Annotated in this window: 24 protein-coding genes and 2 tRNA genes; 16 read left to right on the plus strand and 10 right to left on the minus strand. The window is 65.5% G+C overall.

Features of this window, described 5'->3' with window-relative positions:
- Positions 1–16: 16 nt before the first annotated feature.
- From recF to G3T36_RS05275, 10 genes are all read left to right on the plus strand, one after another.
- The gene (gene recF / locus G3T36_RS05230; protein ID WP_163288500.1) at positions 17–1,198 is read left to right on the plus strand and encodes a DNA replication/repair protein RecF; all 1,182 of its coding nucleotides are present in this window, start codon (positions 17–19) and stop codon (positions 1,196–1,198) included.
- Positions 1,191–1,709: a DciA family protein gene (locus tag G3T36_RS05235; RefSeq protein WP_163288502.1), complete on the plus strand. Its 519-nt coding sequence runs from the start codon at positions 1,191–1,193 to the stop codon at positions 1,707–1,709. Before recF ends, G3T36_RS05235 begins: the two co-directional genes overlap by 8 nt.
- A gap of 123 nt (positions 1,710–1,832) precedes the next feature.
- Positions 1,833–3,809 carry a DNA topoisomerase (ATP-hydrolyzing) subunit B gene (gyrB, locus tag G3T36_RS05240; RefSeq protein ID WP_163288504.1) on the plus strand — a complete coding sequence of 659 codons (1,977 nt, stop codon included), beginning with the start codon at positions 1,833–1,835 and terminating at the stop codon, positions 3,807–3,809.
- Positions 3,810–3,813: 4 nt separating this feature from the next.
- Positions 3,814–6,363 carry a DNA gyrase subunit A gene (gyrA, locus tag G3T36_RS05245; protein ID WP_163289088.1) on the plus strand — a complete coding sequence of 850 codons (2,550 nt, stop codon included), beginning with the start codon at positions 3,814–3,816 and terminating at the stop codon, positions 6,361–6,363.
- The gene (locus G3T36_RS05250; RefSeq protein ID WP_163288506.1) at positions 6,356–6,769 is read left to right on the plus strand and encodes a DUF3566 domain-containing protein; all 414 of its coding nucleotides are present in this window, start codon (positions 6,356–6,358) and stop codon (positions 6,767–6,769) included. Before gyrA ends, G3T36_RS05250 begins: the two co-directional genes overlap by 8 nt.
- A 155-nt stretch (positions 6,770–6,924) precedes the next feature.
- Positions 6,925–6,998: transfer RNA gene (locus G3T36_RS05255), tRNA-Ile, on the plus strand.
- A gap of 74 nt (positions 6,999–7,072) precedes the next feature.
- Positions 7,073–7,145, plus strand: a tRNA-Ala gene (locus G3T36_RS05260).
- Positions 7,146–7,363: 218 nt separating this feature from the next.
- The gene (locus G3T36_RS05265; protein WP_205245009.1) at positions 7,364–7,786 is read left to right on the plus strand and encodes a GntR family transcriptional regulator; all 423 of its coding nucleotides are present in this window, start codon (positions 7,364–7,366) and stop codon (positions 7,784–7,786) included.
- On the plus strand, positions 7,783–8,754 hold the full coding sequence (locus tag G3T36_RS05270; protein WP_163288508.1) for a hypothetical protein: 972 nt from the start codon (positions 7,783–7,785) through the stop codon (positions 8,752–8,754). Before G3T36_RS05265 ends, G3T36_RS05270 begins: the two co-directional genes overlap by 4 nt.
- A gap of 34 nt (positions 8,755–8,788) precedes the next feature.
- Positions 8,789–9,232: a rhodanese-like domain-containing protein gene (locus G3T36_RS05275; protein WP_163288510.1), complete on the plus strand. Its 444-nt coding sequence runs from the start codon at positions 8,789–8,791 to the stop codon at positions 9,230–9,232.
- A 20-nt stretch (positions 9,233–9,252) separates the two neighbouring features.
- Here the strand turns inward: G3T36_RS05275 and G3T36_RS05280 are convergent, their stop codons facing one another.
- On the minus strand, positions 9,253–9,597 hold the full coding sequence (locus G3T36_RS05280; protein ID WP_163288512.1) for a hypothetical protein: 345 nt from the start codon (positions 9,595–9,597) through the stop codon (positions 9,253–9,255).
- 90 nt (positions 9,598–9,687) lie between these two features.
- Here G3T36_RS05280 and G3T36_RS05285 point away from each other — a divergent pair, with 90 nt between their 5' ends.
- Positions 9,688–10,110 (plus strand): NUDIX hydrolase, encoded by a 423-nt coding sequence (locus G3T36_RS05285; RefSeq protein WP_163288513.1) that lies wholly within the window; start codon positions 9,688–9,690, stop codon positions 10,108–10,110.
- Here G3T36_RS05285 and G3T36_RS05290 read toward each other — a convergent pair.
- On the minus strand, positions 10,107–10,634 hold the full coding sequence (locus G3T36_RS05290; RefSeq protein WP_163288514.1) for a hypothetical protein: 528 nt from the start codon (positions 10,632–10,634) through the stop codon (positions 10,107–10,109). The two genes, G3T36_RS05285 and G3T36_RS05290, sit on opposite strands and share 4 nt — an antisense overlap.
- A gap of 101 nt (positions 10,635–10,735) precedes the next feature.
- Here G3T36_RS05290 and G3T36_RS05295 point away from each other — a divergent pair, with 101 nt between their 5' ends.
- Positions 10,736–11,275, plus strand: coding sequence for a peptidylprolyl isomerase (locus tag G3T36_RS05295; protein WP_163288515.1), 540 nt, complete (start codon positions 10,736–10,738; stop codon positions 11,273–11,275).
- Between the two features lie 181 nt (positions 11,276–11,456).
- The gene (locus G3T36_RS05300; protein WP_338031470.1) at positions 11,457–12,122 is read left to right on the plus strand and encodes a rhomboid family intramembrane serine protease; all 666 of its coding nucleotides are present in this window, start codon (positions 11,457–11,459) and stop codon (positions 12,120–12,122) included.
- Positions 12,123–12,212: 90 nt separating this feature from the next.
- On the opposite strand, the gene G3T36_RS05305 is transcribed toward G3T36_RS05300, so the two are convergent.
- A complete protein-coding gene (locus G3T36_RS05305; RefSeq protein WP_163288517.1) occupies positions 12,213–12,458 on the minus strand; it encodes a cell division protein CrgA in 246 nt (81 codons plus the stop codon).
- Between the two features lie 119 nt (positions 12,459–12,577).
- On the opposite strand from G3T36_RS05305, the gene G3T36_RS05310 reads away from it, so the two are divergent.
- The 3 genes from G3T36_RS05310 to G3T36_RS05315 are packed head-to-tail and all read left to right on the plus strand — an operon-like array spanning position 12,578 to position 14,139.
- Positions 12,578–13,342: a class E sortase gene (locus tag G3T36_RS05310; RefSeq protein ID WP_163288518.1), complete on the plus strand. Its 765-nt coding sequence runs from the start codon at positions 12,578–12,580 to the stop codon at positions 13,340–13,342.
- 3 nt (positions 13,343–13,345) lie between these two features.
- Positions 13,346–13,504 carry a hypothetical protein gene (locus G3T36_RS19500; RefSeq protein ID WP_193570866.1) on the plus strand — a complete coding sequence of 53 codons (159 nt, stop codon included), beginning with the start codon at positions 13,346–13,348 and terminating at the stop codon, positions 13,502–13,504.
- On the plus strand, positions 13,501–14,139 hold the full coding sequence (locus tag G3T36_RS05315) for a glutamine amidotransferase-related protein (protein ID WP_163288519.1): 639 nt from the start codon (positions 13,501–13,503) through the stop codon (positions 14,137–14,139). Before G3T36_RS19500 ends, G3T36_RS05315 begins: the two co-directional genes overlap by 4 nt.
- 3 nt (positions 14,140–14,142) lie before the next feature.
- On the opposite strand, the gene pknB is transcribed toward G3T36_RS05315, so the two are convergent.
- From pknB to G3T36_RS05350, 7 genes are all read right to left on the minus strand, one after another.
- Positions 14,143–15,834, minus strand: a complete 1,692-nt coding sequence (gene pknB / locus G3T36_RS05320; protein WP_163288520.1) for a Stk1 family PASTA domain-containing Ser/Thr kinase — start codon at positions 15,832–15,834, stop codon at positions 14,143–14,145.
- Between the two features lie 62 nt (positions 15,835–15,896).
- Positions 15,897–17,606 carry a protein kinase domain-containing protein gene (locus G3T36_RS05325; protein ID WP_163288521.1) on the minus strand — a complete coding sequence of 570 codons (1,710 nt, stop codon included), beginning with the start codon at positions 17,604–17,606 and terminating at the stop codon, positions 15,897–15,899.
- Positions 17,603–19,057 carry a peptidoglycan D,D-transpeptidase FtsI family protein gene (locus G3T36_RS05330; RefSeq protein WP_163288522.1) on the minus strand — a complete coding sequence of 485 codons (1,455 nt, stop codon included), beginning with the start codon at positions 19,055–19,057 and terminating at the stop codon, positions 17,603–17,605. Before G3T36_RS05330 ends, G3T36_RS05325 begins: the two co-directional genes overlap by 4 nt.
- On the minus strand, positions 19,057–20,382 hold the full coding sequence (locus G3T36_RS05335; protein ID WP_193571002.1) for an FtsW/RodA/SpoVE family cell cycle protein: 1,326 nt from the start codon (positions 20,380–20,382) through the stop codon (positions 19,057–19,059). The genes G3T36_RS05330 and G3T36_RS05335 overlap by 1 nt, the downstream gene beginning before the upstream one ends.
- 64 nt (positions 20,383–20,446) lie before the next feature.
- Positions 20,447–21,697 carry a protein phosphatase 2C domain-containing protein gene (locus G3T36_RS05340; RefSeq protein WP_163288524.1) on the minus strand — a complete coding sequence of 417 codons (1,251 nt, stop codon included), beginning with the start codon at positions 21,695–21,697 and terminating at the stop codon, positions 20,447–20,449.
- 3 nt (positions 21,698–21,700) lie between these two features.
- Complete coding sequence (locus G3T36_RS05345) at positions 21,701–22,288, minus strand: FHA domain-containing protein FhaB/FipA (RefSeq protein WP_163288525.1); 588 nt, start codon at positions 22,286–22,288, stop codon at positions 21,701–21,703.
- Positions 22,285–23,031 (minus strand): FhaA domain-containing protein, encoded by a 747-nt coding sequence (locus tag G3T36_RS05350; protein WP_163288526.1) that lies wholly within the window; start codon positions 23,029–23,031, stop codon positions 22,285–22,287. The genes G3T36_RS05345 and G3T36_RS05350 overlap by 4 nt, the downstream gene beginning before the upstream one ends.
- Between the last annotated feature and the right edge of the window lie 162 nt (positions 23,032–23,193).

Here is a 23,193-nt window from a genome sequence, read left to right on the forward strand (position 1 = left end):
TCGACACAAACGAAGAGTGCGCGTCACCCATCTCTCCCTGACGGACTTCCGCAACTACTCGACCGCGGAGGTCCCGCTCGCCGCCGGTCCGAACCTGTTCGTCGGGCGCAACGGTCAGGGAAAGACCAACCTGGTCGAGTCGCTCGGTTACCTCAGCACACTCGGATCGCATCGCGTCTCGAGCGACCAGGCGATGATCCGGCAGGGCGCGGATGCGGCCATCGTTCGGGCGCGCATCCAGCACGACGGCCGTGAACTGCTCGTGGAAGTGCAGCTCAACAGGTCGTCGGCGAACCGTGCACAGGTCAACCGCTCGCCGATCAAGCCGCGGGAGCTGCCGCGCTACTTCTCGAGCGTGTTGTTCGCGCCGGAAGACCTCGCCCTGGTGCGGGGTGAGCCGGGCATCCGCCGCCGTTATGTCGACCAGCTGCTCGTGCAGCGCAATCCGCGCATGTCGGGTGTTCTCGCCGACTACGACCGCGTGCTGCGGCAGCGCAACTCCCTGCTCAAGTCGGCTCGGGCGTCCGGGTTGCGCGAAGCCCAGCTCACAACGCTCGAGATCTGGGATGAGCGGCTCGTCGCCCTCGGGTCGGAGATCGTGGATGCGCGGCTCGAGCTGCTAGCGCGCCTCGGCGACCCGATCACAGCCGCCTACCGCTCTGTGGCCGGCGACGACCACCATCCGAAGCTGGTCCCGCTGCTGACGATCCGGGGAGCGGAGGTCGACGATCCGCAGGACGGCGTGGGCCGCCCGGACGCCGGGGTGGCAGACGCGCGCGTTGACGCAGACGACGCGACGGACACGCCATCCGCCTTCCGTGCTTCACTGGCCGCGGTGCGACGCAAAGAGCTGGATCGCGGGATCACACTCGTCGGGCCCCACCGCGACGACATCCTGTTCGAACTGAACGGCCTTCCCGCAAAGGGGTACGCGAGCCACGGCGAATCCTGGTCGTTCGCGCTCGCCCTCAAGCTCGCATCCGCCGAACTGCTGCGTCGCGAGTCGACGACTGGCGACCCCGTGCTCATCCTCGACGACGTCTTCGCCGAGCTCGACCAGGCGAGGCGCCGGATGCTCGCGGCCGCGGTCCACGATTTCGAGCAGGTGCTCATCACAGCAGCCGTGTTCGACGATGTCCCGGACGAGCTCACTGCCCACACGGTGCGCATCGAAGCAGGGGCGGTTGTCGATGACTGAGGGACGGGTGCCACCTGACCAGGCGGAGCAGCACAGCGAGGCGTCGGCGGTTTACCTGCGCTTCCGTGAGCTGTTCGGCGGCGTACCCCAGCGGTCGCGCCGGTCGCGGCCGGCGAAGGATCAGGTTGCGGGCGCGAGCGTGCCCTACGGAGTCGGACGCGATCCACGTGGCCTCGGGAACATCGTGGATGCGCTCACGACGGAGCTCGGCTGGAGTTCGCCGCTCGCGCAGTCGGAACTCATGGAGGGATGGGTCGACCTCGCCGGCGAGGAGACCGCGAAGCACTCGTCACCGGTGGGCATCAGCGAGGGGGTCCTGACCGTCTCGTGCGAGTCGACGGCCTGGGCGACGCAGCTGCGGATCATGCGCGCGGAACTCATGACGCGCATCGCCGTGCGGTTCCCCGACGCGGGCATCCAATCGATCCGTTTCCAGGGGCCAGAGGCTCCCTCCTGGAAAAGGGGTCCCAGATCAATTCCAGGGCGCGGCCCGCGCGATACCTACGGCTGAGAACGCAAAAGAGGTCACCGACACAAAATAAACGCCTCAGACGGGCGATTTTGGCCTTTCTGACACCCCACCATTGGTAGAATGGAGAGGTCACACTGAGTGCGGTCAGGAGCCTAATTTCATATGACGATGGAACCCACGAAAGCCGAGGCGGAACACGATTACGGTGCCAACGAAATCCAGGTCCTCGAAGGTCTTGAAGCCGTTCGCAAACGTCCCGGAATGTACATCGGTTCCACTGGTCCCCGGGGTCTCCACCATCTAGTCTATGAAATCGTCGACAACTCGGTCGATGAGGCGCTAGCCGGTCACGCCGACAACATCGAGGTGACGATCCTCGCAGACGGCGCGGTGCGTGTCGTCGACAACGGCCGTGGGATCCCGGTGGACATCCATCCGGTCGAGAAGAAGTCGACCGTCGAGGTCGTGCTGACGATCCTGCATGCCGGTGGCAAGTTCGGCGGCGGGGGATACGCGGTGTCCGGCGGACTCCACGGTGTCGGAAGCTCCGTGGTGAACGCACTGTCGAGCCGGCTCGACGTCGAAGTCCGGCGCCAGGGCCATGTGTGGACGCAGAGCTACCGCAACGGTGTCCCGGTCGCCCCGCTCGCCGAGGGCGAGGAATCCGACGAGAGCGGTACGACGATCACGTTCTGGCCGAGCCCCGAGACGTTCGAGACGACCGAGTTCGACTACGAGACGCTACGCACCCGCTTCCAGCAGATGGCGTTTCTGAACAAGGGCCTGCGCATCGCGCTGACTGACGAGCGCCCGACGGACGACCCCGAAGAAGAGCAGCAGACCGACGTCTTCCTCTATGAGCAGGGCCTCACCGACTACGTCCACTACCTCAACACGGCGAAGAAGGCCGAACTCGTCAACGACGAGATCATCTCCTTCGAATCCGAGGACACCGAGCGCAAGATCGCGCTCGAAGTGGCGATGCAGTGGACCACCGGCTACAACGAGAGCGTCTTCACCTACGCGAACACCATCAACACGCACGAAGGCGGGACCCACGAAGAGGGTTTCCGCGCGGCTCTCACCACTCTCGTGAACAAGTACGCGCGCGAGAAGGGCATCCTCAAGGAGAAGGACGACAACCTCTCCGGCGACGATGTGCGCGAGGGTCTGACGGCCGTCATCTCGGTGAAGCTGTCCGAACCGCAGTTCGAAGGCCAGACGAAGACCAAGCTCGGGAACACCGAGGCGAAGGCCTTCGTGCAGAAGGTGGTCGGCGATCAGCTCGGCGACTGGTTCGACCGCAACCCGAACCAGGCCAGGGAGATCATCCGCAAGGCGCTCCAGGCAGCGACCGCACGCCTCGCCGCCCGCAAGGCACGCGAGACCGCGCGCCGGAAGGGCCTCCTCGAGGGTGGCGGAATGCCCGGCAAGCTCAAGGACTGCCAGTCGAAGGACCCGTCGATCTCCGAGATCTTCATCGTCGAGGGCGACTCGGCCGGCGGCTCGGCCGTGCAGGGCCGTAACCCCGAGACCCAGGCGATCCTTCCACTGCGCGGAAAGATCCTCAACGTCGAGAAGGCCCGGCTCGACCGTGCCCTCGCGAACAACGAGGTGCAGGCGATGATCACGGCGTTCGGCGCCGGCATCGGCGAAGACTTCAACCCGGAGAAGGCGCGCTACCACAAGATCGTGCTGATGGCGGATGCCGACGTCGACGGCCAGCACATCACGACCCTGCTGCTCACCCTTCTCTTCCGCTACATGAAGCCGCTGATCGAACTCGGCTACGTGTATCTCGCGCAGCCGCCGCTCTACCGCCTCAAGTGGTCGAACGCGGAGCACCAGTACGTCTACAGCGACCGTGAGCGGGATGCACTGCTCGCCGACGGCGTCGCCGCAGGCAAGCGCATCCCGAAAGACAACGGAGTGCAGCGCTACAAGGGTCTCGGTGAGATGGACTACAAGGAGCTGTGGGAGACCACGATGAGCCCGGAGTCCCGGACCCTGCTCCAGGTGACTCTCGACGACGCTGCCGCGGCCGATGAGATCTTCGCCACCCTGATGGGCGAAGACGTCGAGTCGCGACGCAATTTCATCCAGAAGAACGCGAAGGACGTGCGTTTCCTTGACATCTGACAACATCATCCCCGACGACGCAGCCGCCGAGGGCGAACCGATCGACTACGGCATCCACGGGCGCATCGACCAGGTCGACCTGCAGTTCGAGATGCAGCGCTCCTACCTCGACTACGCGATGAGCGTGATCGTCGGCCGCGCGCTGCCGGAGGTCCGCGACGGGCTGAAGCCGGTCCACCGTCGCGTGATCTACGCGATGTACGACGGCGGGTACCGCCCCGACAAGGCGTTCTCCAAGTGCGCCCGCGTCGTCGGCGACGTGATGGGCCAGTTCCACCCGCACGGTGACACGGCGATCTACGACGCACTCGTGCGGCTGGTGCAGCCGTGGAGCCTGCGCTACCCGCTCGCCCTCGGGCAGGGCAACTTCGGCTCGCCCGGCAACGACGGCGCAGCGGCCCCGCGGTACACCGAGACGAAGATGGCGCCGCTGGCGCTCGAGATGGTGCGGGACATCGACGAGGACACCGTCGATTTCCAGGACAACTACGACGGTCGCACGCAGGAGCCGGCCGTCCTCCCGAGCCGTTTCCCGAACCTCCTGGTCAACGGATCGGTCGGAATCGCGGTCGGAATGGCCACGAACATCCCGCCGCACAACCTGCGCGAAGTGGCCGACGGCGCACTCTGGCACCTCGCCCACCCCGACGCGACGCGTGAAGAGCTGCTCGAGGCGCTCATCCAGCGCATCAAGGGGCCCGACTTCCCGACCGGCGCGCAGATCCTCGGCATCAAAGGCATCCAGGACACATACCGCACGGGTCGTGGCTCGATCACGATGCGCGCGGTGGTCAACATCGACGAGATCCAGGGCCGCACCTGCCTCGTCGTGACCGAGCTCCCGTATCAGGTCAACCCCGACAACCTCGCGATCAAGATCGCCGACCTCGTCAAGGACGGCAAGATCAGCGGGATCGCGGACATCCGCGACGAGACCAGCGGCCGCACCGGCCAGCGCCTCGTGATCGTGCTGAAGCGCGACGCTGTCGCCAAGGTCGTGCTGAACAACCTGTACAAGCACACGCAGCTTCAGGAGAACTTCGGCGCGAACATGCTCGCGATCGTCGACAATGTGCCTCGTACGCTGGCGCTCGACGGATTCATCACGGCGTGGGTCGACCACCAGATCGAGGTGATCGTCCGGCGCACCGAATACCGTCTGCGCAAAGCGGAGGAGCGCGCCCACATCCTGCGCGGCTACCTCAAAGCGCTCGACGCCCTCGACGAGGTGATCGCGCTCATCCGCCGCTCCCCGACCGTCGATGACGCCCGCGAGGGCCTGATGGGCCTGCTCGAGGTCGACCAGGTGCAGGCGGATGCGATCCTCGCGATGCAGCTCCGCCGGCTCGCCGCCCTCGAACGACAGAAGATCATCGACGAGCACGACGCGATCGAGCTCGAGATCACCGACTACAAGGCGATCCTCGCCGACCCTGTGCGTCAGCGCACCATCGTCAGCGACGAGCTCACCGAGATCGTCGACCGGTACGGCGACGATCGTCGCACGGAGATCATGTTCGGCTTCGACGGCGACATGAGCGTCGAGGACCTGATCCCCGAAGAGGAGATGGTCGTCACCGTCACGCGCGGCGGCTACATCAAGCGCACCCGAAGCGACAACTACCGCAGCCAGCATCGCGGCGGCAAGGGAGTCAAGGGCGCCCAGCTTCGCGGCGAAGACGTGGTCGACCACTTCTTCGTCACCACGACGCACCACTGGCTGCTGTTCTTCAGCACGAAGGGCCGCGTCTACCGCGCCAAGGCCTACGAGGTGCAGGAGGCAGGCCGTGACGCGAAGGGCCAGCACGTCGCGAACCTGCTGGCGATGCAGCCGGATGAGGAGATCGCCGAGATCCTCGACATCCGCGACTACACCGCGGCCAAGTACCTGGTGCTCGCCACCCGCGACGGCCTGATCAAGAAGACCGCCCTCAGCGAATACGACACGAACCGTTCGGGCGGAATCATCGCGATCAAGCTGCGTGAAGAAGACGAGCTCGTCTCGGCGCTTCTCGTCGAAGAGGACTCCGACCTGCTCCTCGTCTCCCGCAAGGGAATGTCGATCCGCTTCACGGCGAGCGACGAGGCCCTGCGACCGATGGGCCGGTCGACCTCCGGTGTCATCGGAATGCACTTCCGTGGTGAGGACAAACTGCTCGACGCTTCGGTCGTATCCGATGAGGGCTACGTCTTCGTCGTGACCGAAGGCGGCTACGCGAAACGCACCGCCGCCGACCAGTACCGGCTGCAGAACCGTGGTGGGCTCGGTATCAAGGTCGCGAAGCTGAACGACGACAGGGGTGACCTCGTCGGTGCGCTCATCGTCGACGAGGAAGACGAGGTCCTTGTGGTTCTTGCCAGCGGCAAGGTGGTACGCTCTGCCGTGGCCGAGGTACCCGCCAAGGGCCGAGACACCATGGGTGTCGTATTCGCACGATTCGCCGAGACCGACAAGATCATCGCTCTGGCAAAGAACACCGAACGAAACCTTGATTCCCACGAGGATGAAGAAGAATCTGAGGACGTCGGGAAGGAAGAGACCGTAGATGAGTAGTAGCGTCGCTGAGAAGCTCGCCCGAAAATCGTCGCGCCGTCCGGCGTCGGCCAAGCAGGTCCGGCTCAAGCTGGTCTACATCGACTTCTGGTCGAGCGTGAAGTTGTCGTTCCTGGTGGGACTGTGCCTGGCGATCATCGCGATCGTCGGCACCTTCCTGGTGTGGACCGTGCTCAACCAGACAGGGATCTTCGATCAGGTCAACAGCCTCTTCAAAGACATCTCCGGCGCCGGCGGGGCAGACTTGAAGTCGATCCTGGGGCTCGGACAGGTGATGGGCTTCTCGCTCATCGTCGCGATCCTCGACATCGTCGTGATCACCGCGCTCGGTGCGATCTTCGCGCTGCTCTACAACCTGAGCGTGAAGATCACCGGCGGACTACTCGTCGGTTTCACGAACAACTGAGCCGTGCCGTTTCGGCGAGAATCACCGCTGCAGCCGACAGTCACCCGCAGGGCGGGTCATCTCGGTGCGGACGGTGACTCTCGGCCGGCGGGGGCTGCCCGATTCGGAGAATCGAGCCGAATCAGGTAGTCTCTAATTCGCCCAATCGGGCACTCGGGGATATAGCTCAGGCGGTTAGAGCGCTTCGCTGATAACGAAGAGGTCCGAGGTTCAAGTCCTCGTATCCCCACGTGTTTATGGCTTCGCCGGTCGTCGCCCGGCGAACGCGGCCACCGGCAGCACACCACAAGTAAATACCCACCCGGGGCCTTAGCTCAGTTGGTAGAGCGCCTGCTTTGCAAGCAGGATGTCAGGAGTTCGAATCTCCTAGGCTCCACAATCTCAACACCCGACCGGAGCCCGGTCGGGTGTTTCTCTATTTGCGAGTGTTGGCCGCGAACAAAGTGTGCGGGTTCATTCAGGCATCGAGCCCGCCAGGCGGTTCCATTCTTATAGAGGAATTTCGTTCTTCAACGAGCTGTCGATAGGTTGAATTCGTGCCAGGCAGGGGGCTTCCGGCGGTCCACGACGGACCGAATTGATTGGAGATACCCCATGGGCAGCCTTGCTACTGCTGCTCTGGCCGAACGGAAATGTGATCCGGGCTGGGGTAAAACGGCTCCGAAAATGTTGATCCGTCTCGACTACGCGTCGTCGATCGGATTGGCGGAGCAAATCGCCGGTGCCGTTAGGCAAAGCATCCGGGATGGCGTCCTTTCGGCCGGGGAGGGGCTGCCCGCTGCGCGCGCGCTGGCAAGTGTGCTTGGGGTGAATGTTCACACCGTGTTCCGGGCGTATTCGCTTCTTCGGGTCGCCGGTGTTGTGGAGGTTCGCCAAGGTCGCGGCGCCCGGGTGCTGCCACCGCCGGAAGAGTTGCCGAAAGACGTTGTCGACGCCATCGAGGCGCTCGTTCGTGGTGCAGCGAGTCGAGGAGTAGTGCGCCAACAGCTGATCAGATATCTGGAGGAGATGTCATGAACGACGACACACCCGCTGCCCGCACTGGTCTCGTGAGGATGTGGGCAGCGGCAGCATTGGTAACTCTGCCCCTGATCATCATCGGGTGGTCCCTGTTGGTGTCGTGGAACAGCTTGCCTGACGATCTTCCCACTCAATGGTCCGGGAAGGTCGTGGTGTCCTGGGTTCCCACTCTCTGGTTCGCGGTGGTCGTTGTTCTGATTGCAGGGGTGGCCGCGGCGTTCGCCTGGCAAGCTGCAGTCAGCCGGCACAGCTACCAACGCCACGATCGGGTGTTCCTCATCTCGGGATCAATCGCAGCCGTCGCCGCCACAGCCTGGCTGATCAGCGCGACTGTCGTACACGACCACGATCATGAGATCGGAATCGCCATACTGTTTGCATTTGCTGCAATGTTGTACGGACTGATTCCATTCGCGATCGGGCGGACAGATTTCCCGATGACGGGAGAACCGCAGCCGACGGGACTGGACGCGGAACCCACGGGGACCGTTGCCTGGTCCCAAACGCAGGTCGCCCCGATCTTTGTTTGGGCCACGGTGGCATCCGGGGTCGTCGCGATCGCCTTTGGATTCGTGCCGATGATTCTGATCGGCATTCAGGTGACCAATTCGAGCATTGCGATAGTGGCGCCGATTCTCACAGTTATCTTCTTCGCGACAATGCGGGTTCACGTAACAGTCGATCAGCGGGGCCTTCGAGCGCGGTCTGCGACCGTCGGAGTTCGACTGGTGTCGGTGCGACTGGAGGCGATATCGTCGGCGAGCGTGACCATTTTGGAGCCCCTGCGCTGGGGTGGGTGGGGCTACCGAGTGGGGCCGCGGGGAAAGGCCCTCGTACTCAGGAGCGGCCCCGCGATCGTCGTCACGCTACCCAACGGGGCGGACGTTGCGGTCACGACCCCCGATGCGGAGCAAGCGGTGAGCGTGCTGCAGGCCTTGAAGCACCGTCAGGGAGACTCGAACTGAACCGGCGAGCATCGGACCCTCTAGTCTGTTGCTCATGACCTCGACATCGACCTCCGACGCGGTGCGGCACTTCGCCGCGAAACTGCAGTTCGAAACCGATCCGTCCGACGTGCACGCCGCGATCGAGAGCGGGGAGCGGTTCGTGCTCGTCGACACCCGCGGAGATGCCGCCTGGCGTCAGGGGCGCGTGCCCCAGGCGATCCACCTGCCGACGGCGGACATCGCTGAACGTGCATCCGGACTCATCGATCCGGCGACGCCGGTGGTGGTCTACTGCTGGGGGCCCGGATGCAACGGCTCGACGAAAGCCGCCCTCCAATTCAGTCTTCTGGGCTACGAGGTCCGCGAGATGATCGGCGGATTCGAGTACTGGGCTCGCGAAGGCCTTCCCGTCGTTAACGACAACGGCCCGGTCGTACGCGACATCGACGACCTGACAAGCCCGGTCGGGGCCGACGCGATCGACTGCGCCTGCTGAGCTGCTGAGCGGTTTGAGCGTCAGCCGTTGAAGCGGAGCCCGAAGCCTTCGAAATAGGACGCGAGGCGGTCGAGTTCCCTGTCATGCTTCCGCGGCGATGTGTCCAGGACAGCAGCGACCCGGACGACCGCCCCCGTCTCCGACTCATCGTCGGCGACCCAGAGGGTGACACTCGCATCCGGAACCTGGCTGAACGGGCGAGTCCACTTCGACGGGCGGGCACACCGCGTCGCGACGACGTGATCGGAGCGGCGCGACATGACAGCCCAGCGACCGTCGGCCTCGAGGAGGGACTCGACCCGGTCCAGGGCGTCGTGCGGGGGCAGGGGAGTGCGGAACGCGTGCTGTACCTCGACGACGGACACAATCCCGAACGTACCCCGGGAAGTACCGGTGTGCGGAGCCCCCGTTCGGGTGCAGCGGCGGATGCGCTCCGACGGCAGTAGGGTGACGGAATGGACATCCGAGTGGCTGCGTACGGAGTGATCGTCGATGGTGAGCGCATCCTGCTCGCCCACTGGAACGAAAGCGGCCGCTCCGGCTGGACTCTCCCCGGAGGGGGAATCGACCCGGGGGAAGACCCTGCGGACGCGGCCCGGCGTGAGATCCTCGAAGAGACCGGCTATACGGCAGAACTCGATGCGCTCATCGGAATCGACTCACGGATCGTGCCCGCCGACCAGCGGCTCGACGGCTCCGGCCGGCCACTCCACGCGCTGCGCATCATCTACCGGGCGCACATCCTCTCCGGCAAGCTGACCAACGAGCTCGAAGGCACGACCGACGAGGCGGCCTGGTTCCGCCTGGGTGAGGTGCCGGCCCGACGCGTCGAGCTGGTGAATGTGGCGCTCGGGCTGATCGCGCCGGGTAACCGTTAGCCTTCGGCCGCGGGCGACGCAGGCTCTTCGTCTGCGACCCACAGCTCATCGTCGGCCCGGAACGTCTGCCAGACCGCGTAGAGCACGCCGCACGCAGCGATGACGCCCAGGATGACCGCGATGGCGCTCCCGGCTCCGTGGCCCGACTTCTCGACGACCACCTTGCGGGACGTTGCGGCGCGCGCACCGGCATAGGCCCTGTCCCGAGCATCCCGCGCATAGTCCGCAACCGACATGGCGGTGCCGATCGCCGACCCCACGGCCGGGAGAACATCGCCGACGAAGCGCTCCTTCGCCGAGCCCGCCAAGCGACCGGTCGCTTCCATTCCGGGCCGGACATACTGGTGATAGCCCTCACGCACGCGCGGAGCAACTTCCTCTCGATGGAGGTGACCCACCTGCTTGCTGGCCTCCTTGGCCACCGCGTTGGCGCGAGCGAGGAGATCCTGCTGCTGCTCCCACAGGTCCTCCGCGGCGCTGCGCAGTCGATCGAGTTCCTTCTTACGCTTGCGTGTCAGGCTCATGTGGACCTCCATTGCGTGGTGTAGCGAACAGTCTCCATCTTGCCACCGAATGCGCTGAGGGTAACCCGAGAGGTTCGAACGCCTGTGCAAGAATTGACTTCATGTCAAAGCACACCGCAGTCGCCACTCTCCACACGAACTACGGGGACATCAAGGTCAACCTGTACGGAAACCACGCCCCCAAGACGGTGAAGAACTTCGTTGGACTCGCGACGGGCGAGATCGAGTGGAAGAATCCGGCCACGGGTGCGACCACTACGGACAAGCTCTATGACGGTGTCGTCTTCCACCGCATCATCCCCGGCTTCATGATCCAGGGCGGCGACCCGCTCGGCACGGGCACAGGCGGCCCCGGCTACCAGTTCGACGACGAGATCAACCCGGAGCTCGACTTCACCGAGCCGTACGTTCTCGCGATGGCGAACGCCGGCATCCAGGGCGGCCGCGGCACGAACGGCTCGCAGTTCTTCATCACCGTCGCTCCGACGACCTGGCTCCAGGGCAAGCACACCATCTTCGGCTCGGTCGACGACGAGGCATCGCGCAAGGTCATCGACAAGCTCGCCGACCTGCCGACCGACGCGCGGGACCGTCCGCTGGACGACGTCGTGATCGAGTCGGTCACGGTCGAGGAGGCCTAGGGCTCGTATGACACAGCCCGCGGATACCCGGGCTACCTACTGCTACCGGCATCCGGATCGCCAAAGTTACGTTCTCTGCCAGCGGTGCGGCCGCACGATCTGCCCTGAGTGCCAGACGCCGGCGCCCGTCGGGGTGATCTGCCCGGAATGCATGAAGCAGCAACGCGCTGAGGCGCCGAGGGTGAAGCCTGCAGTGATCACGCGTATGACCGGTCGCGGAGCCCCGGTGGTCACGTATTCGATCATCGCCATCTGCGTCTTCGTATTCATCCTGCAGTCTCTTCCCGGAATCGGGAACACGGTCACGAGCGCGATCTGGTACGCGGGTGCGTACTCCTACCCGCAGCAGTTTGAACCGTGGCGGATGCTCACCTCGGTGTTCGCACACGGGAGCATCCTGCACATCGCCCTGAACATGTACACGTTCTGGATCTTCGGAACGCTCCTGGAACCGCTGCTCGGCCGCGTGCGCTTCCTCCTGCTCTTCCTGCTCAGCGGTTTCGCCGGCTCGGTCGGCGTGCTGCTGCTCGCGCCTCCCGGGACCCCGGTGCTCGGCGCATCCGGAGCGATCTTCGGGCTGCTGGGGGCCTTCCTGGTCATCCAGCGCCGGCTCGGCGGTAACGCGACGCAGTTGCTGATCCTTGTCGGGATCAACCTGGTGATCGGATTCATCCCCGGCTTCAACGTCGCGTGGCAGGCGCACGTGGGCGGACTGATCGCCGGTGCGCTGATCGGGCTGATCTACGTCGAGACGCGCTCGCCCGAGCGACGCAACCTGCAGATCGGTTTGATGAGCCTCCTGACGCTCATCCTGCTCGGATTGAGCACTATCCACCTGTTCGCCTGAGCGGTGGAGAAGTTATCCACAGGCTTATTAACACTGGGGATAGTTACAGCCGTGTAATTGTCCCCACTGTTGCGGACCCTCGAGAAGGGGTCAGCGCCACCGAGTAGTCATCAGGAAGCCGATGAAGGCGATGCCGAAACCGACCAGGATGTTCCACGCGCCGAGCGCAGGAATGGGGTACTGGCTCTGGCTCACGTAGAAGACGATGATCCAGATGAGGCCGAGGAGCATGAAGCCGAACATCACCGGCTTGAACCACACCGGGTTGGGTGCGTCTTCGCTGGAGGATTGCGCGCCGTTGCGCTCGGGTTTGCTCGGGGACTTGGTGCGTGCCATAGGTCAATAGTGTACGGGACAACGCAGGGCACCCGCTGCGATCGCGCGTCTGCGCAGCGAGCGCTCAGCCTGTGGATAACTCAGCCGGGTTCTCGGATGCCGCCGGTAGAATCGTCGCCATGTCCGATCGCCGTCGACCCTCCGTACTGGGCGTCATCGGCGAGCTTCTGATCACAGCGGGCGTGCTGGTACTCCTCTTTCTCGGCTGGCAGGTCTGGTGGAACAGTCTCGTGCTCGCCGGCGAGCAGACGAACGCGGCCGCCGCCCAGAGCAGGCAGTGGCTCGACCAGGCCTCCGCGAGTCCGAGCCCTGTACCGACCCCGGCGAAAACCCCGGGCGCGACGAAGCCCGATTACGGGCCGCCACCGGTGATGACCGCTCCGGCGGCGTACCAGCCGTTCGCGGTCATCTACGTCCCGCGGCTCGGGCCGGAGTGGAAACGCATTATCAGGCAGACCGTCGACGTCCAGCAGGTGCTCAACAGCTACACGGCAGGAGTCGGTCACTACCCCGACACCCAGATGCCGGGAGCGGTGGGCAACTTCGCGGTGGCCGGGCACGACAGTGGATGGGGAAACGCCTTCATCGACTTGTCGAAGCTCCGCCTCAACGACGCGGTCTACGTTCAGACCAAAGACGGCTGGTACACCTACCGCTTCCGCAACTTCGAGTACGTCCAGCCGAACGCGGTCTCGGTGCTCTACCCCGTTCCGCGTCAGCAGGGAGCGACCGCTGTGGACCGCATCATGACCATCACCACGTGCAACCCGCCGTTCCACGCGGGCGAGCGTCTCATCGCCTACAACCTGTTCGACGGCTGGCAGCCCCTGAGCGCCGGTCCGCCGGCAGAAATCGCCGCGCAGGTCGCGGCCCAGGGAGGGTAGAGAATGTATGCAGCGCTGTGGCGCGTGCTCCCCGGGCCGGTGTGGGTGCGCATCCTGATCCTGGTCGTCCTCGTCGCGATCATTTTGTTCGTTCTCGTCACATGGGTCTTTCCGTGGGTCGATTCACTACTGGGCGACCAGGAAGGAACCGTGGGCACGTGACCCGTGTACTCGTCATCGACAACTACGACAGCTTCGTCTATACGCTGAACGGCTACCTCCGGGAGCTCGGCGCCCAGACGACGGTCGTCCGCAACGACGATTTCGCCGCGACGGACGTTCCCGCCCGCCTGGCCGAATACGACGCCGTCTTGATCTCACCCGGTCCGGGCAAGCCCGCTGACGCCGGCGTGTCCATCGCGACCGTCCGTGAGGCGCTGCGCACCGACAAGCCGCTGCTGGGCGTTTGCCTCGGGCACCAGGCCATCGCGGAGGCGTTCGGAGCGGTCGTCACCAACGCCGAAGAACTGATGCACGGAAAAACCTCGCTCGTCACCCACGACGGCAGCGACTTCTACGACGGGGTCAGCCAGCCGTTCACGGCGACCCGCTACCACTCTCTCGCCGTCGTCGACGGCACCGTTCCGGACGACCTGGTGGTGACCGCACGAACGGCGGGTGGCGTGATCATGGGCCTGCGACACAAGGAAGCCCCGATCTACGGGGTGCAGTTCCACCCCGAGTCGGTCCTGACGGAGGGCGGGTACCGGATGCTCGGCAACTGGCTCGAGTCGGCGGGCCTCTCCGGCGCGAAGGAGACCTCGCTGCACTTGAACCCACTGGTCAAACTGGCGTAGGCGTCAGCCCGTGCAGTAGGTGAGGGTGACCGTCGACCCCTGTGGCACATCCCCGGGAGCCAGCGATTGGCTGTGGACGAGCGTGCCCTGCTCTGTCGGGCAGGTCGAGTCGGGCTGAGGATTCGCAGTCAGCTGAAGCTGCGAGAGGATGCCCGTGGCCGCCTGGATCGACTGGCCGACGAGGTCGGTCAGCGTCACCTTCCCGCTCGAGATCGTCAGGCCGATCGGATCGCCTTCGTGCGCGGTCGCATTGGCTGCGGGATCGGTCGAGATCACGATGTTGGCCGCGACATTCGGAGAATTCTGGGTGGTGACCGGGCCGAGGGTGAAGCCGGCCGCTGTCAGTGCCGACTTCGCATTGACCACCGTCATGTTGTGGACATCGGGAACGGCCACTGTCTTCTTGCCCGTCGAGACATAGACGGTGACGGTGTCACCCGTCGAGACGATGATCCCCGCCGCCGGGTCGGTCCTGACCACCTGCCCCTGGGGGTAGGTGGCGCTCGACTCCTGCGCCTGCGTCCACTTGAGCTTGTCCTTCTCGAGCTCCGCCGTCGCCGCGTCGATCGTCTGGCCGGAGAGGTTCGGGACGGCGCGGGAGGTAGCAGGCAGCTGATCGCTCGGGGCGAGACGCAGCACCCAGGCGAGTACGGCGACCACGACGACGGCCATGACGGCGATGCCCGCCCAGATCCAGATCACCGGTGGGCGCCGCTGCGTGCGGACCATCGACTGGTCTTCGGCGAGCTGACGGAACGCAGCCTCCGGGCCGGAGACCACGCTGGGCGGGGCGCCGAACAGCGTCTCGGAGAGCGGGTCGACCTCTTTGTGGATCGGGACGTGGCCCGCTCCAGCAGTCTCCACATCCGCCCGGAACTCCGCAGCCGTCTGATAGCGCTCGAAGCGGTCCTTCGACAGTGCGTGAAGCACAACGACGTCGAGCGCGGGCGAGACCTTGTGGTTGATGGAGCTCGGCGCGACCGGCGTCTCGCTGACGTGCTGGTAGGCGACGGCGACGGGGGTGTCGCCGCGGAAGGGCGGCCGCCCGGTGAGCATCTCGAAGAACACGACGCCCGTCGAATACAGGTCGGTCCGCGCATCCACCGACTCGCCCTTCGCCTGCTCCGGCGAGAAGTAGCTCGCCGTGCCGAGGATGGCGGTGGTCTGCGCGACCGTGGCCGACGAGTCGCTGATCGCGCGCGCGATGCCGAAGTCCATCACCTTGACCTGGCCGGCCTTGGTGATCATGATGTTGCCCGGCTTGATGTCGCGGTGGACAACCCCTGCGCGGTGCGAATACTCGAGCGCGGTGAGGATGCCCTCGACGATGCGCACGGCTTCGTCGGCGTCGATCGGGCCGGACTTTATAAGGTCTTTCAGGAGAACGCCGTCGACGTACTCCATGACGATGAACGGAAGCTGCGCTTCGTGGCCGTTCGGCTCCCTGACGGTCTCTTCGCCGGCGTCGAAGACGCGGACGATCGTCGGGTGCGCCATGCGTGCAGCCGCCTGCGCCTCCTGGCGGAAGCGTGTGCGGAAAGCGGGGTCTGTTGCGAGCGAAGGCTTGAGCAGCTTGATGGCGACCGTGCGGCCCAGGCGGGTGTCGGTTCCCCGATGCACGTCGGACATCCCGCCGCGCCCGATCAGCTCGCCCACCTGATATCTGCCCGCGAGCAGGCGGCTATCTGGGCTCAATGCGAACTCCTCGTCAGGGGCAGGGTCTCCGTTAGTGTACCGGTCGTTTTCTGGACAGAACCCTAAGGGGTCGTCGTCGCGACCGTGATCGAAAGCGGCTGCGACGGATCGGACGCCACCGATTCTCCACAGAAGATCTTGTAGGTGGCCTTCGCTTCGGGGCCGTCGGTGTTCGCAACCGTCCAGGTGACCGTGGGCTGGGTCGCGGGAACCGGCTGTCCCAACGCGTTGCCGTTCACGAACATCTGGCGTCCCGTCAGGTTCTGGCCGGCCGGGCAGCCCGCGCCGCCGAACTTGAGGACCACGTTCTCGCCGGGTGCGGCCGTCGTCTGGCCGGGCGGAACCGTGGTCGGCGTGTCCGCGGGTGGAGTGATCGGCGCGACCGGCCCGTAGACCTTCACGGTGATCGTGGTGCCCTTGGGCACCGGCCCGGTCGGGTTCACCGAGTACACCTTGTCGACCTGGCCCTGCGAGGTCGCGGCCTGGCCGGTCTGCACGTCGGCGACCATCCCGACCGCCTGCAGCATGTTGCGGGCATCGGCGCTCGTCTTGCCGAGGAAGTCGGACTCGTTGATCTGCACCGTTGTGCTCGTCGGGCTCGGCGACGGCGACGGCGTCTGCGAGGGCGGGGCCGTCGTCGTGTGGACCACAGGCGGCGTCGTCGGCGGCGCGCTCGCGCCCTTCGGCTGTGCGAGCAGGGCGATGATCGTGCCGATGAGGACGACAGCGAGCAGTGCGATGAGCGCGATCAGCGGCCAGGTCCACGGGCTGCGCTTCTTCGTCGTCGTGGAGGGCACGGTGTCGACCGGCCCTACGCCACCGATCGGCGCGGGAGTCGAAAGGAGCGTCGTCGCCTGGGTGTCGCCGGCCGTCGGCATCATCACCGTGGTCGCAGCGGTCAGCGCTGCGGCGCCGCCCAGGATCGCAGGTACCGATCCGGCCGCGGCCTGGACATCACCGCGGCGGAGGGCCTGGGCTGCCCGGGCGAGGTGGGCGGCCGACGCGGGCCGGTCGGCAGGGTTCTTCGCGATGCACGCGAATACGAGGTTCCGCACCGGCTCCGAGACGGTGAGGGGGAGTTCGGGCGGCGCTTCGTTGATCTGCGCCATCGCGATCGCGACCTGCGACTCGCCGGTGAACGGCCGGCGGCCCGCCAGGCACTCGTAGGCCACGATGCCGAGCGAGTAGATGTCGGTCGTGGGGGATGCAGGATGCCCGCTCGCCTGCTCCGGCGACAGGTACTGGACTGTTCCCATGACCTGACCGGTCGCGGTGAGCGGAACCTGGTCGGCGATGCGAGCGATGCCGAAGTCGGTGATCTTGACGCGGCCATCCGGCGTGATGAGCAGGTTGCCCGGCTTGATGTCGCGGTGCACGAGGCCCGCGGCGTGGGCGGCGTGCAGGGCGGCCGCCGTCTGCGCGACGATGTCGAGGACCTTGTCGGTGCTGAGGACATGCTCACGCTCGAGGACGGTCGAGAGCGCCTCGCCGGGGACGAGCTCCATGACGAGGTAGGCGCTGCCCTCCTCCTCGCCGTAGTCGAAGACGTTCGCGATGCCCTCGTGGTTGACGAGCGCGGCGTGGCGGGCCTCGGCGCGGAAACGCTCGAGGAACCCCGGGTCACCCAGGTACTCGTCCTTCAGGATCTTGATCGCGACGGTACGACCGATCACGAGGTCGGTGGCTTGCCAGACCTCTCCCATGCCGCCGATCGCGATGCGCGACTGCAGCTCGTATCGTCCCCCGAAGGTGAGCCCTGCTGTGGGTCTCATTTATTCAGCACCGCCTCTAGTACTTTCTTCGCAATTGGAGCAGCGATGGAGTTTCCGGTGCCGTTCTGGCCCTGCCCACCACCATTTTCAACAACAACAGCCACAGCGAATCGAGGATTGTCCGCCGGTGCAAAGCCCGTGAACCACAGCGTGTACGGCTCACCCTCGCCGTTCTGCGCTGTTCCGGTCTTACCGCCCACACTGACCCCGTCTATTCTTGCATTAGTGGCAACACCGTGATTTACGCCGTCCACCATCATCTGACGGATGGTCGCAGCGTTCTCGGGCGAGGTCGCGGTGTCCAGCGCCTGGGGCGTGAAGGTCTGGATCGGCTGCAGGTTCGCCGACCGGATCGAGTCGACCATGTTCGGGTACATCACCACTCCGCCGTTGGCGATTCCGGCCGACACCATGGCCATCTGCAGCGGAGTCGCACGGTCGTCGAGCTGCCCGAACGCGCTCTGTGCGACCTGCGCCGGATCGGTGTAGGTGGGGTAGACGCTCGGCTCGACCTTGACCGGGATCGACAGCTGCTTGTTGAACCCGAACTTCTCGGCCTGGTCTTTGATGACGCGGCCGCCGAGCTGCATACCCAGTTCGGCGAAGGGGATGTTGCACGAGAGGATCTGCGCGTTCGCGATCGAGACCGTGGCGCCGGGGCCGCAGGTGCTGAAGGTGTCGTTGTGCACGACGGTGCTGGTGCCGGGCAACGTCAGGGCCTGGGGGTTGGGCAGCTGGCTGTCCTTCGTGTACTTGCCTGTGCCGAACGCCGCCGAGCTCATCACCGGCTTGAACGTCGAGCCGGGCGGGTTCAGGTTGCCGCCGATGGTCCGGTTGATCAGCGGGTCGCCGGGTGCGTTCAGCAGCGCCTTGTACGTCGCGTCGACTTTCGCGGTGTCGTGGCCGGCGAGGGCGTTCGGGTCGTAGTCGGGCTTCGACACCATGGCGAGGACCCTGCCGGTCTTCGGCTCCAGCAGCACGACAGCGCCCTGCAGGTTGCCGAGAGCGTCGTATGCGGCCTTCTGGGCGACGGGGTCGATCGTGGTCTCGACGGATGCGCCCTGCGGGTTCTTGCCGGTGAGGATGGAATTCACCCGGTCGAAGAACTGGGAATTGGATGAGCCGCTGAGCTGGGCGTTGAGGGCGCCTTCGAGGCCGGTCGGGGCGCCATCCAGCGGGAAGAAGCCGGTGACCGACGAATAGAGGGGACCGTTGCTGTAGACGCGCTGGAACTTGTAGACGTCCTTGGTCGGGATGGACTGGGCGACCGGCTGGTTCGCGACCAGAATCGCCCCGCGCTGGGCGGAGTAGCTGTCGTAGATGGTGCGGCTGTTGCGTGCATCCGCACTCAGCGAATCCGCCTGGAACACCTGCAGGATCGACGTCGACACCATGAGGGCCACGAACATGGCGAGCACGACCATGCTGATGCGTTTGATCTCGCGATTCATCAGCTCACCACCAGCCTCGGTTGGTTTCGGACGGCATCCGACACACGGAGCAGTAGCGCGACGATGATCCAGTTGGCCACGAGTGAGGAACCTCCGGCTGCGAGGAAAGGAGTGGTGAGGCCGGTCAGCGGGATGACCCGGGTGACGCCGCCGATGACGACGAAGCACTGCAGGGCGACCGTGAACGACAGGCCGACGGCGAGCAGCTTGCCGAAGTCGTCCTGTCCCGCGAAGCCGATACGGAAGCCGCGTGCGACGAAGAGGAGGTAGAGGGCGAAGATCGCGAACAGGCCGGCGAGACCGAGCTCTTCGCCGAGGCTCGCGATGATGTAGTCGCTCTGCGAGACCGGGGTCACGTAGGGCTGGCCCTGCCCGAGCCCCGTGCCGATCAGTCCGCCGTGCGCGAGCCCGAACAGGCCCTGCACCAGCTGATAGCTGCCGCCGTTCGCGGTGTAGACCTTCTGCGCGAACGGGTTGAGCCAGTTCTCGAAACGACCGTGCACGTAGCTGAGCACCTGGCTGGCGATGAGCGCGCCGCCGACGATGAGCCCCAGGCCGATGATCACCCAGCTGATCCGCGCCGTCGCCACGTACAGCATGACGAGGAACAATCCGAAGTAGAGGAGCCCCGTACCGAGGTCGCGCTGGAAGACGATGACCGCCATCGACATCAGCCAGACGATGAGGATCGGACCGAGGTCGCGGAGGCGGGGGAAACGCATCCCCAGGAATTTCTTGCCGACGAGGGAGAGCGAATCCCGGCGCTGCACGAGGTAGCCCGCGAAGAAGATCGCCAGCGCGATCTTCGCGATCTCGCCCGGCTGGAAGCTGAACGGGCCGATGCCGATCCACACCCGCGCGCCGGAGATCTCACGGCCGATGCCGGGCAGCATCGGCAACAGCAGAAGCGCCAGCGCGACGAACCCGGCGATATAGGTGTAGCGCTGCAGGATGCGGTAGTTGCGGATGATCAGCACGACAGCGATGGCGCAGACGATCGCCATCGCACTCCACACGATCTGGCGCACGCCGGCGCTGTTCCACCCGCTGTCCCCGAAATGGATGTCGATCCGGTAGATCATCGCGATGCCCAGCCCGTTGAGCACGGTCGCGATCGGCAGCAGGAACGGGTCGGCCTGCGGTGCGACGAACCGCATCGCGATGTGCATCGCGAACACGAGGATAGACAGGCCCGCACCGAGATACAGGAGCGTCACGTCGACGTGGCCGAGCGCGCCCAGCTGCACGAGGACGACGGCCGATGCGTTGATGACGCAAGCGACGATGAGCAGCAGCAGTTCGAGGTTGCGCAGTTTGGCGGGCATCCGCAATCGCTTGATCGACAGCGGGCTCGTCGCAGGGCGCGGCGAGTCGATGATGCCGGTCGGGTTACTGTTTGCTGGCATCGGTCAACTGTTCCACGATCTGCCTGGCAGACGTCAGAGTATCGGCGTTGATGGTCTGTTCGACGAGCTGTTTGTCGTATGCGGGCAGGCTTGATACGTCGGTGGTCGACTCCTCGTAGACGTGGGAGAGCGCGATCGGGCCGAGGCTTTGCTGAACCCCCTGGTAGACAGCGACTTTTCCGCTGGGCGACGCGCCGACGTAGTAGTGCGACTGCGTCCACTGGTAGCCGAAAAGTGCTGCCAGCACGATGGCGACGACGAGCACGATCACGCCGATAAGCCACGTGAGCCTGCGACGCCTGGCCCGTCGCTCATCCTCTTCGATGAGCTCGTCGAGGTAGTCCTCGGACTGCGGCTCGAAGTGCGTCGGGCCGGTTGCGGGGCGGACCGGGTGCAGGCGCAGGGTGGGCAGCCGGTTGGCGCGTACCGGCTTCACGTCGGTCGTGAAGGCGAGCGGGGCGGATGCGGAACCCACCGTGACGGGGTCTTTGAGCGTGTCAACGCGGCCGGTGTCGGCGATGTCGAGGATGACGATGGTCACGTTGTCGGGCGCACCCGCATCCAGGCTCTGCTTCAGCAGCCGGTCGGCGACCGCTTTCGGGCTTTCGTGCGAGGCGAGGGCGGATTGCATGTCGTCGTGCTTGACGACACCGCTCAGACCGTCGGAGCAGATCAGCCACCGGTCGCCCGGTTGGGTGTCGAGGATCCAGGTGTCGATCTCGGGCGAGGCGTCGACGTCGCCGAGAACCCGCATCAGCACCGAGCGGCGAGGGTGGACCATCGCCTCCTCCTCGGTGATGCGTCCGCTGTCGACCAGGCGCTGCACGAACGTGTGGTCGATCGACACCTGTTTGAGCTCGCCGTCGCGGAACCGGTAGATGCGGGAGTCGCCGATGTGGGCGAGAGCGATCTGGTCGCCGACCCGCACCATCGCGCTCACCGTGGTGCCCATCCCGGTCAGTTCCGGATGCTCGAACACCGTCTCGGTTAGGAGCGAGTTCGCCGCGATCAACGCCGCCTGCAGTGCGAACTCGGCCTCAGCAGCCGTCGCGTACTCCTTGTCCGCCTCGCGGATGCGGTTCACCGCGATCGCCGAGGCGACGTCACCGCCCGCGTGCCCGCCCATCCCGTCGGCGACGACGAACAGGTCGTGCCCGGCATACGCGGAGTCCTGGTTGTTGGAGCGGATCTTGCCGACGTGCGAAACAGCGACGGCTCGGTTAGCGGGTGCCACGTACTACCGCCGCAGCTCGAACGTCGTTGTGCCGATCTTGACCGGGGTGTTCAGGGGGACCTGGGTCGGGACGGACACGCGTTTGCCGTCGAGGAAGGTGCCGTTGGTGGAATCGAGGTCCTGGATCATCCACTCGTCGTTCCACAGCAGGAGACGCGCGTGGTGGGTGGAGGTGTAGTCGTCGCGGATGACGAGGCCCGACTCGCTCGAGCGCCCGATGGTGAGCGGTTCGCGGCCGAGCGGGAGCTCCGTGCCCTGCTTCGGACCGGACGTGATCGTGAGACGGCCGGCACTGAGCACGGTCGCCTTCGGCTTGCCCGTGACCGTGTTCGCGCCCGTCGGCAGGGAGGACGCCGGCGGCGGCTGCATGGTGGGCGCGGTGGCGCCGGGAGCGGTGGCGCCGGAGGTGGGGGTGGCGAGGAACGGGGAAGGCGCCGGTGCGGGGGCGACGGCCTGCGCATCCGGAAGCTTGCGCACACGCTGGCCGAACAGGTCGCTGCGCAGCGCGTAGACGATGCCGAACACGAACAGCCACAGCAGCAGGAGGAAGCCGAACCTCAGCACCAGGAGTGTCAGCTCGCTCGGGTTCACGGTTTGCTCCAGAACCCGCCGATGTCGTGCCGGCGGGTCGCGTCGTCGACACGGTTGTCGGCGGGACGCTCGACATGGGCCGCCTGGGGGAGCACCCGGAACACGATGCGCGTGCGCCCGATGGTGATCACCGAATCCGGCTCGAGAAGGGCCTTCGTGACCGGCTGGCCGTTGAGCTGCGAGCCGTTCGTCGAACCCAGGTCCTGCACCTGGGCGCGCGAGCCGTCCCACGTGATCTGGACGTGCTTGCGGGAGATGCCCGTGTCATCCACGGTGATGTCCGCATCGCTGCCCCGGCCGATGACCGTGTGCGCCTTCTCGATCGGGTAGCGCTTGCCGCCGATGTCGAGGATGGGAGTCCAGGCGACGTCGCTCTTCACGTTCTCGGACTCGACCTGCAGGATGCCCTCGGTGAGGCTCGGATCCTCGACGAGGTCGACCGAGATGCCGCCGGCGAACTGGTAGTGCTGGCCGGCCGCGTACTGCTGGACATAGGAGACGAGCTCGTCGATGAGGGTCGGGCCCATGGAGCGCATCCGGGCGTAATCGGACGACGACATGCGCAGAACGAAGCGATTGGGCGCGAGAACGCGGTCGCGTGTGACGATCGCGGCCTTCGTGTCGAGTTCGCGGCGGAGTGCGCTCGTGAGCTCGACCGGTTGCAGCCCCGACCGGAAGGTCTTCGCAAAAGCGCCGTTGACGGCGCGCTCGAGACCCTTCTCGAAGTTGTCCAGTATGCCCACAGGTCTCCCGATCCGGCTCGTGTGACTATGAGAATGTTAGTCGGGTCTGTTGTGAGAGTGCTTCTGTGCCTCTCTTACTTGGCTGAAGATCATCCGTGGGTTGTAGCGGTCGCGTGGTGCGGAGGACGCGCGTTGGACCACTTTTCGCACTCGTGGCAGAGC

Source organism: Leifsonia tongyongensis (assembly GCF_010686705.1).
GTDB classification, from domain to species: Bacteria; Actinomycetota; Actinomycetes; order Actinomycetales; family Microbacteriaceae; genus Diaminobutyricibacter; species Diaminobutyricibacter tongyongensis.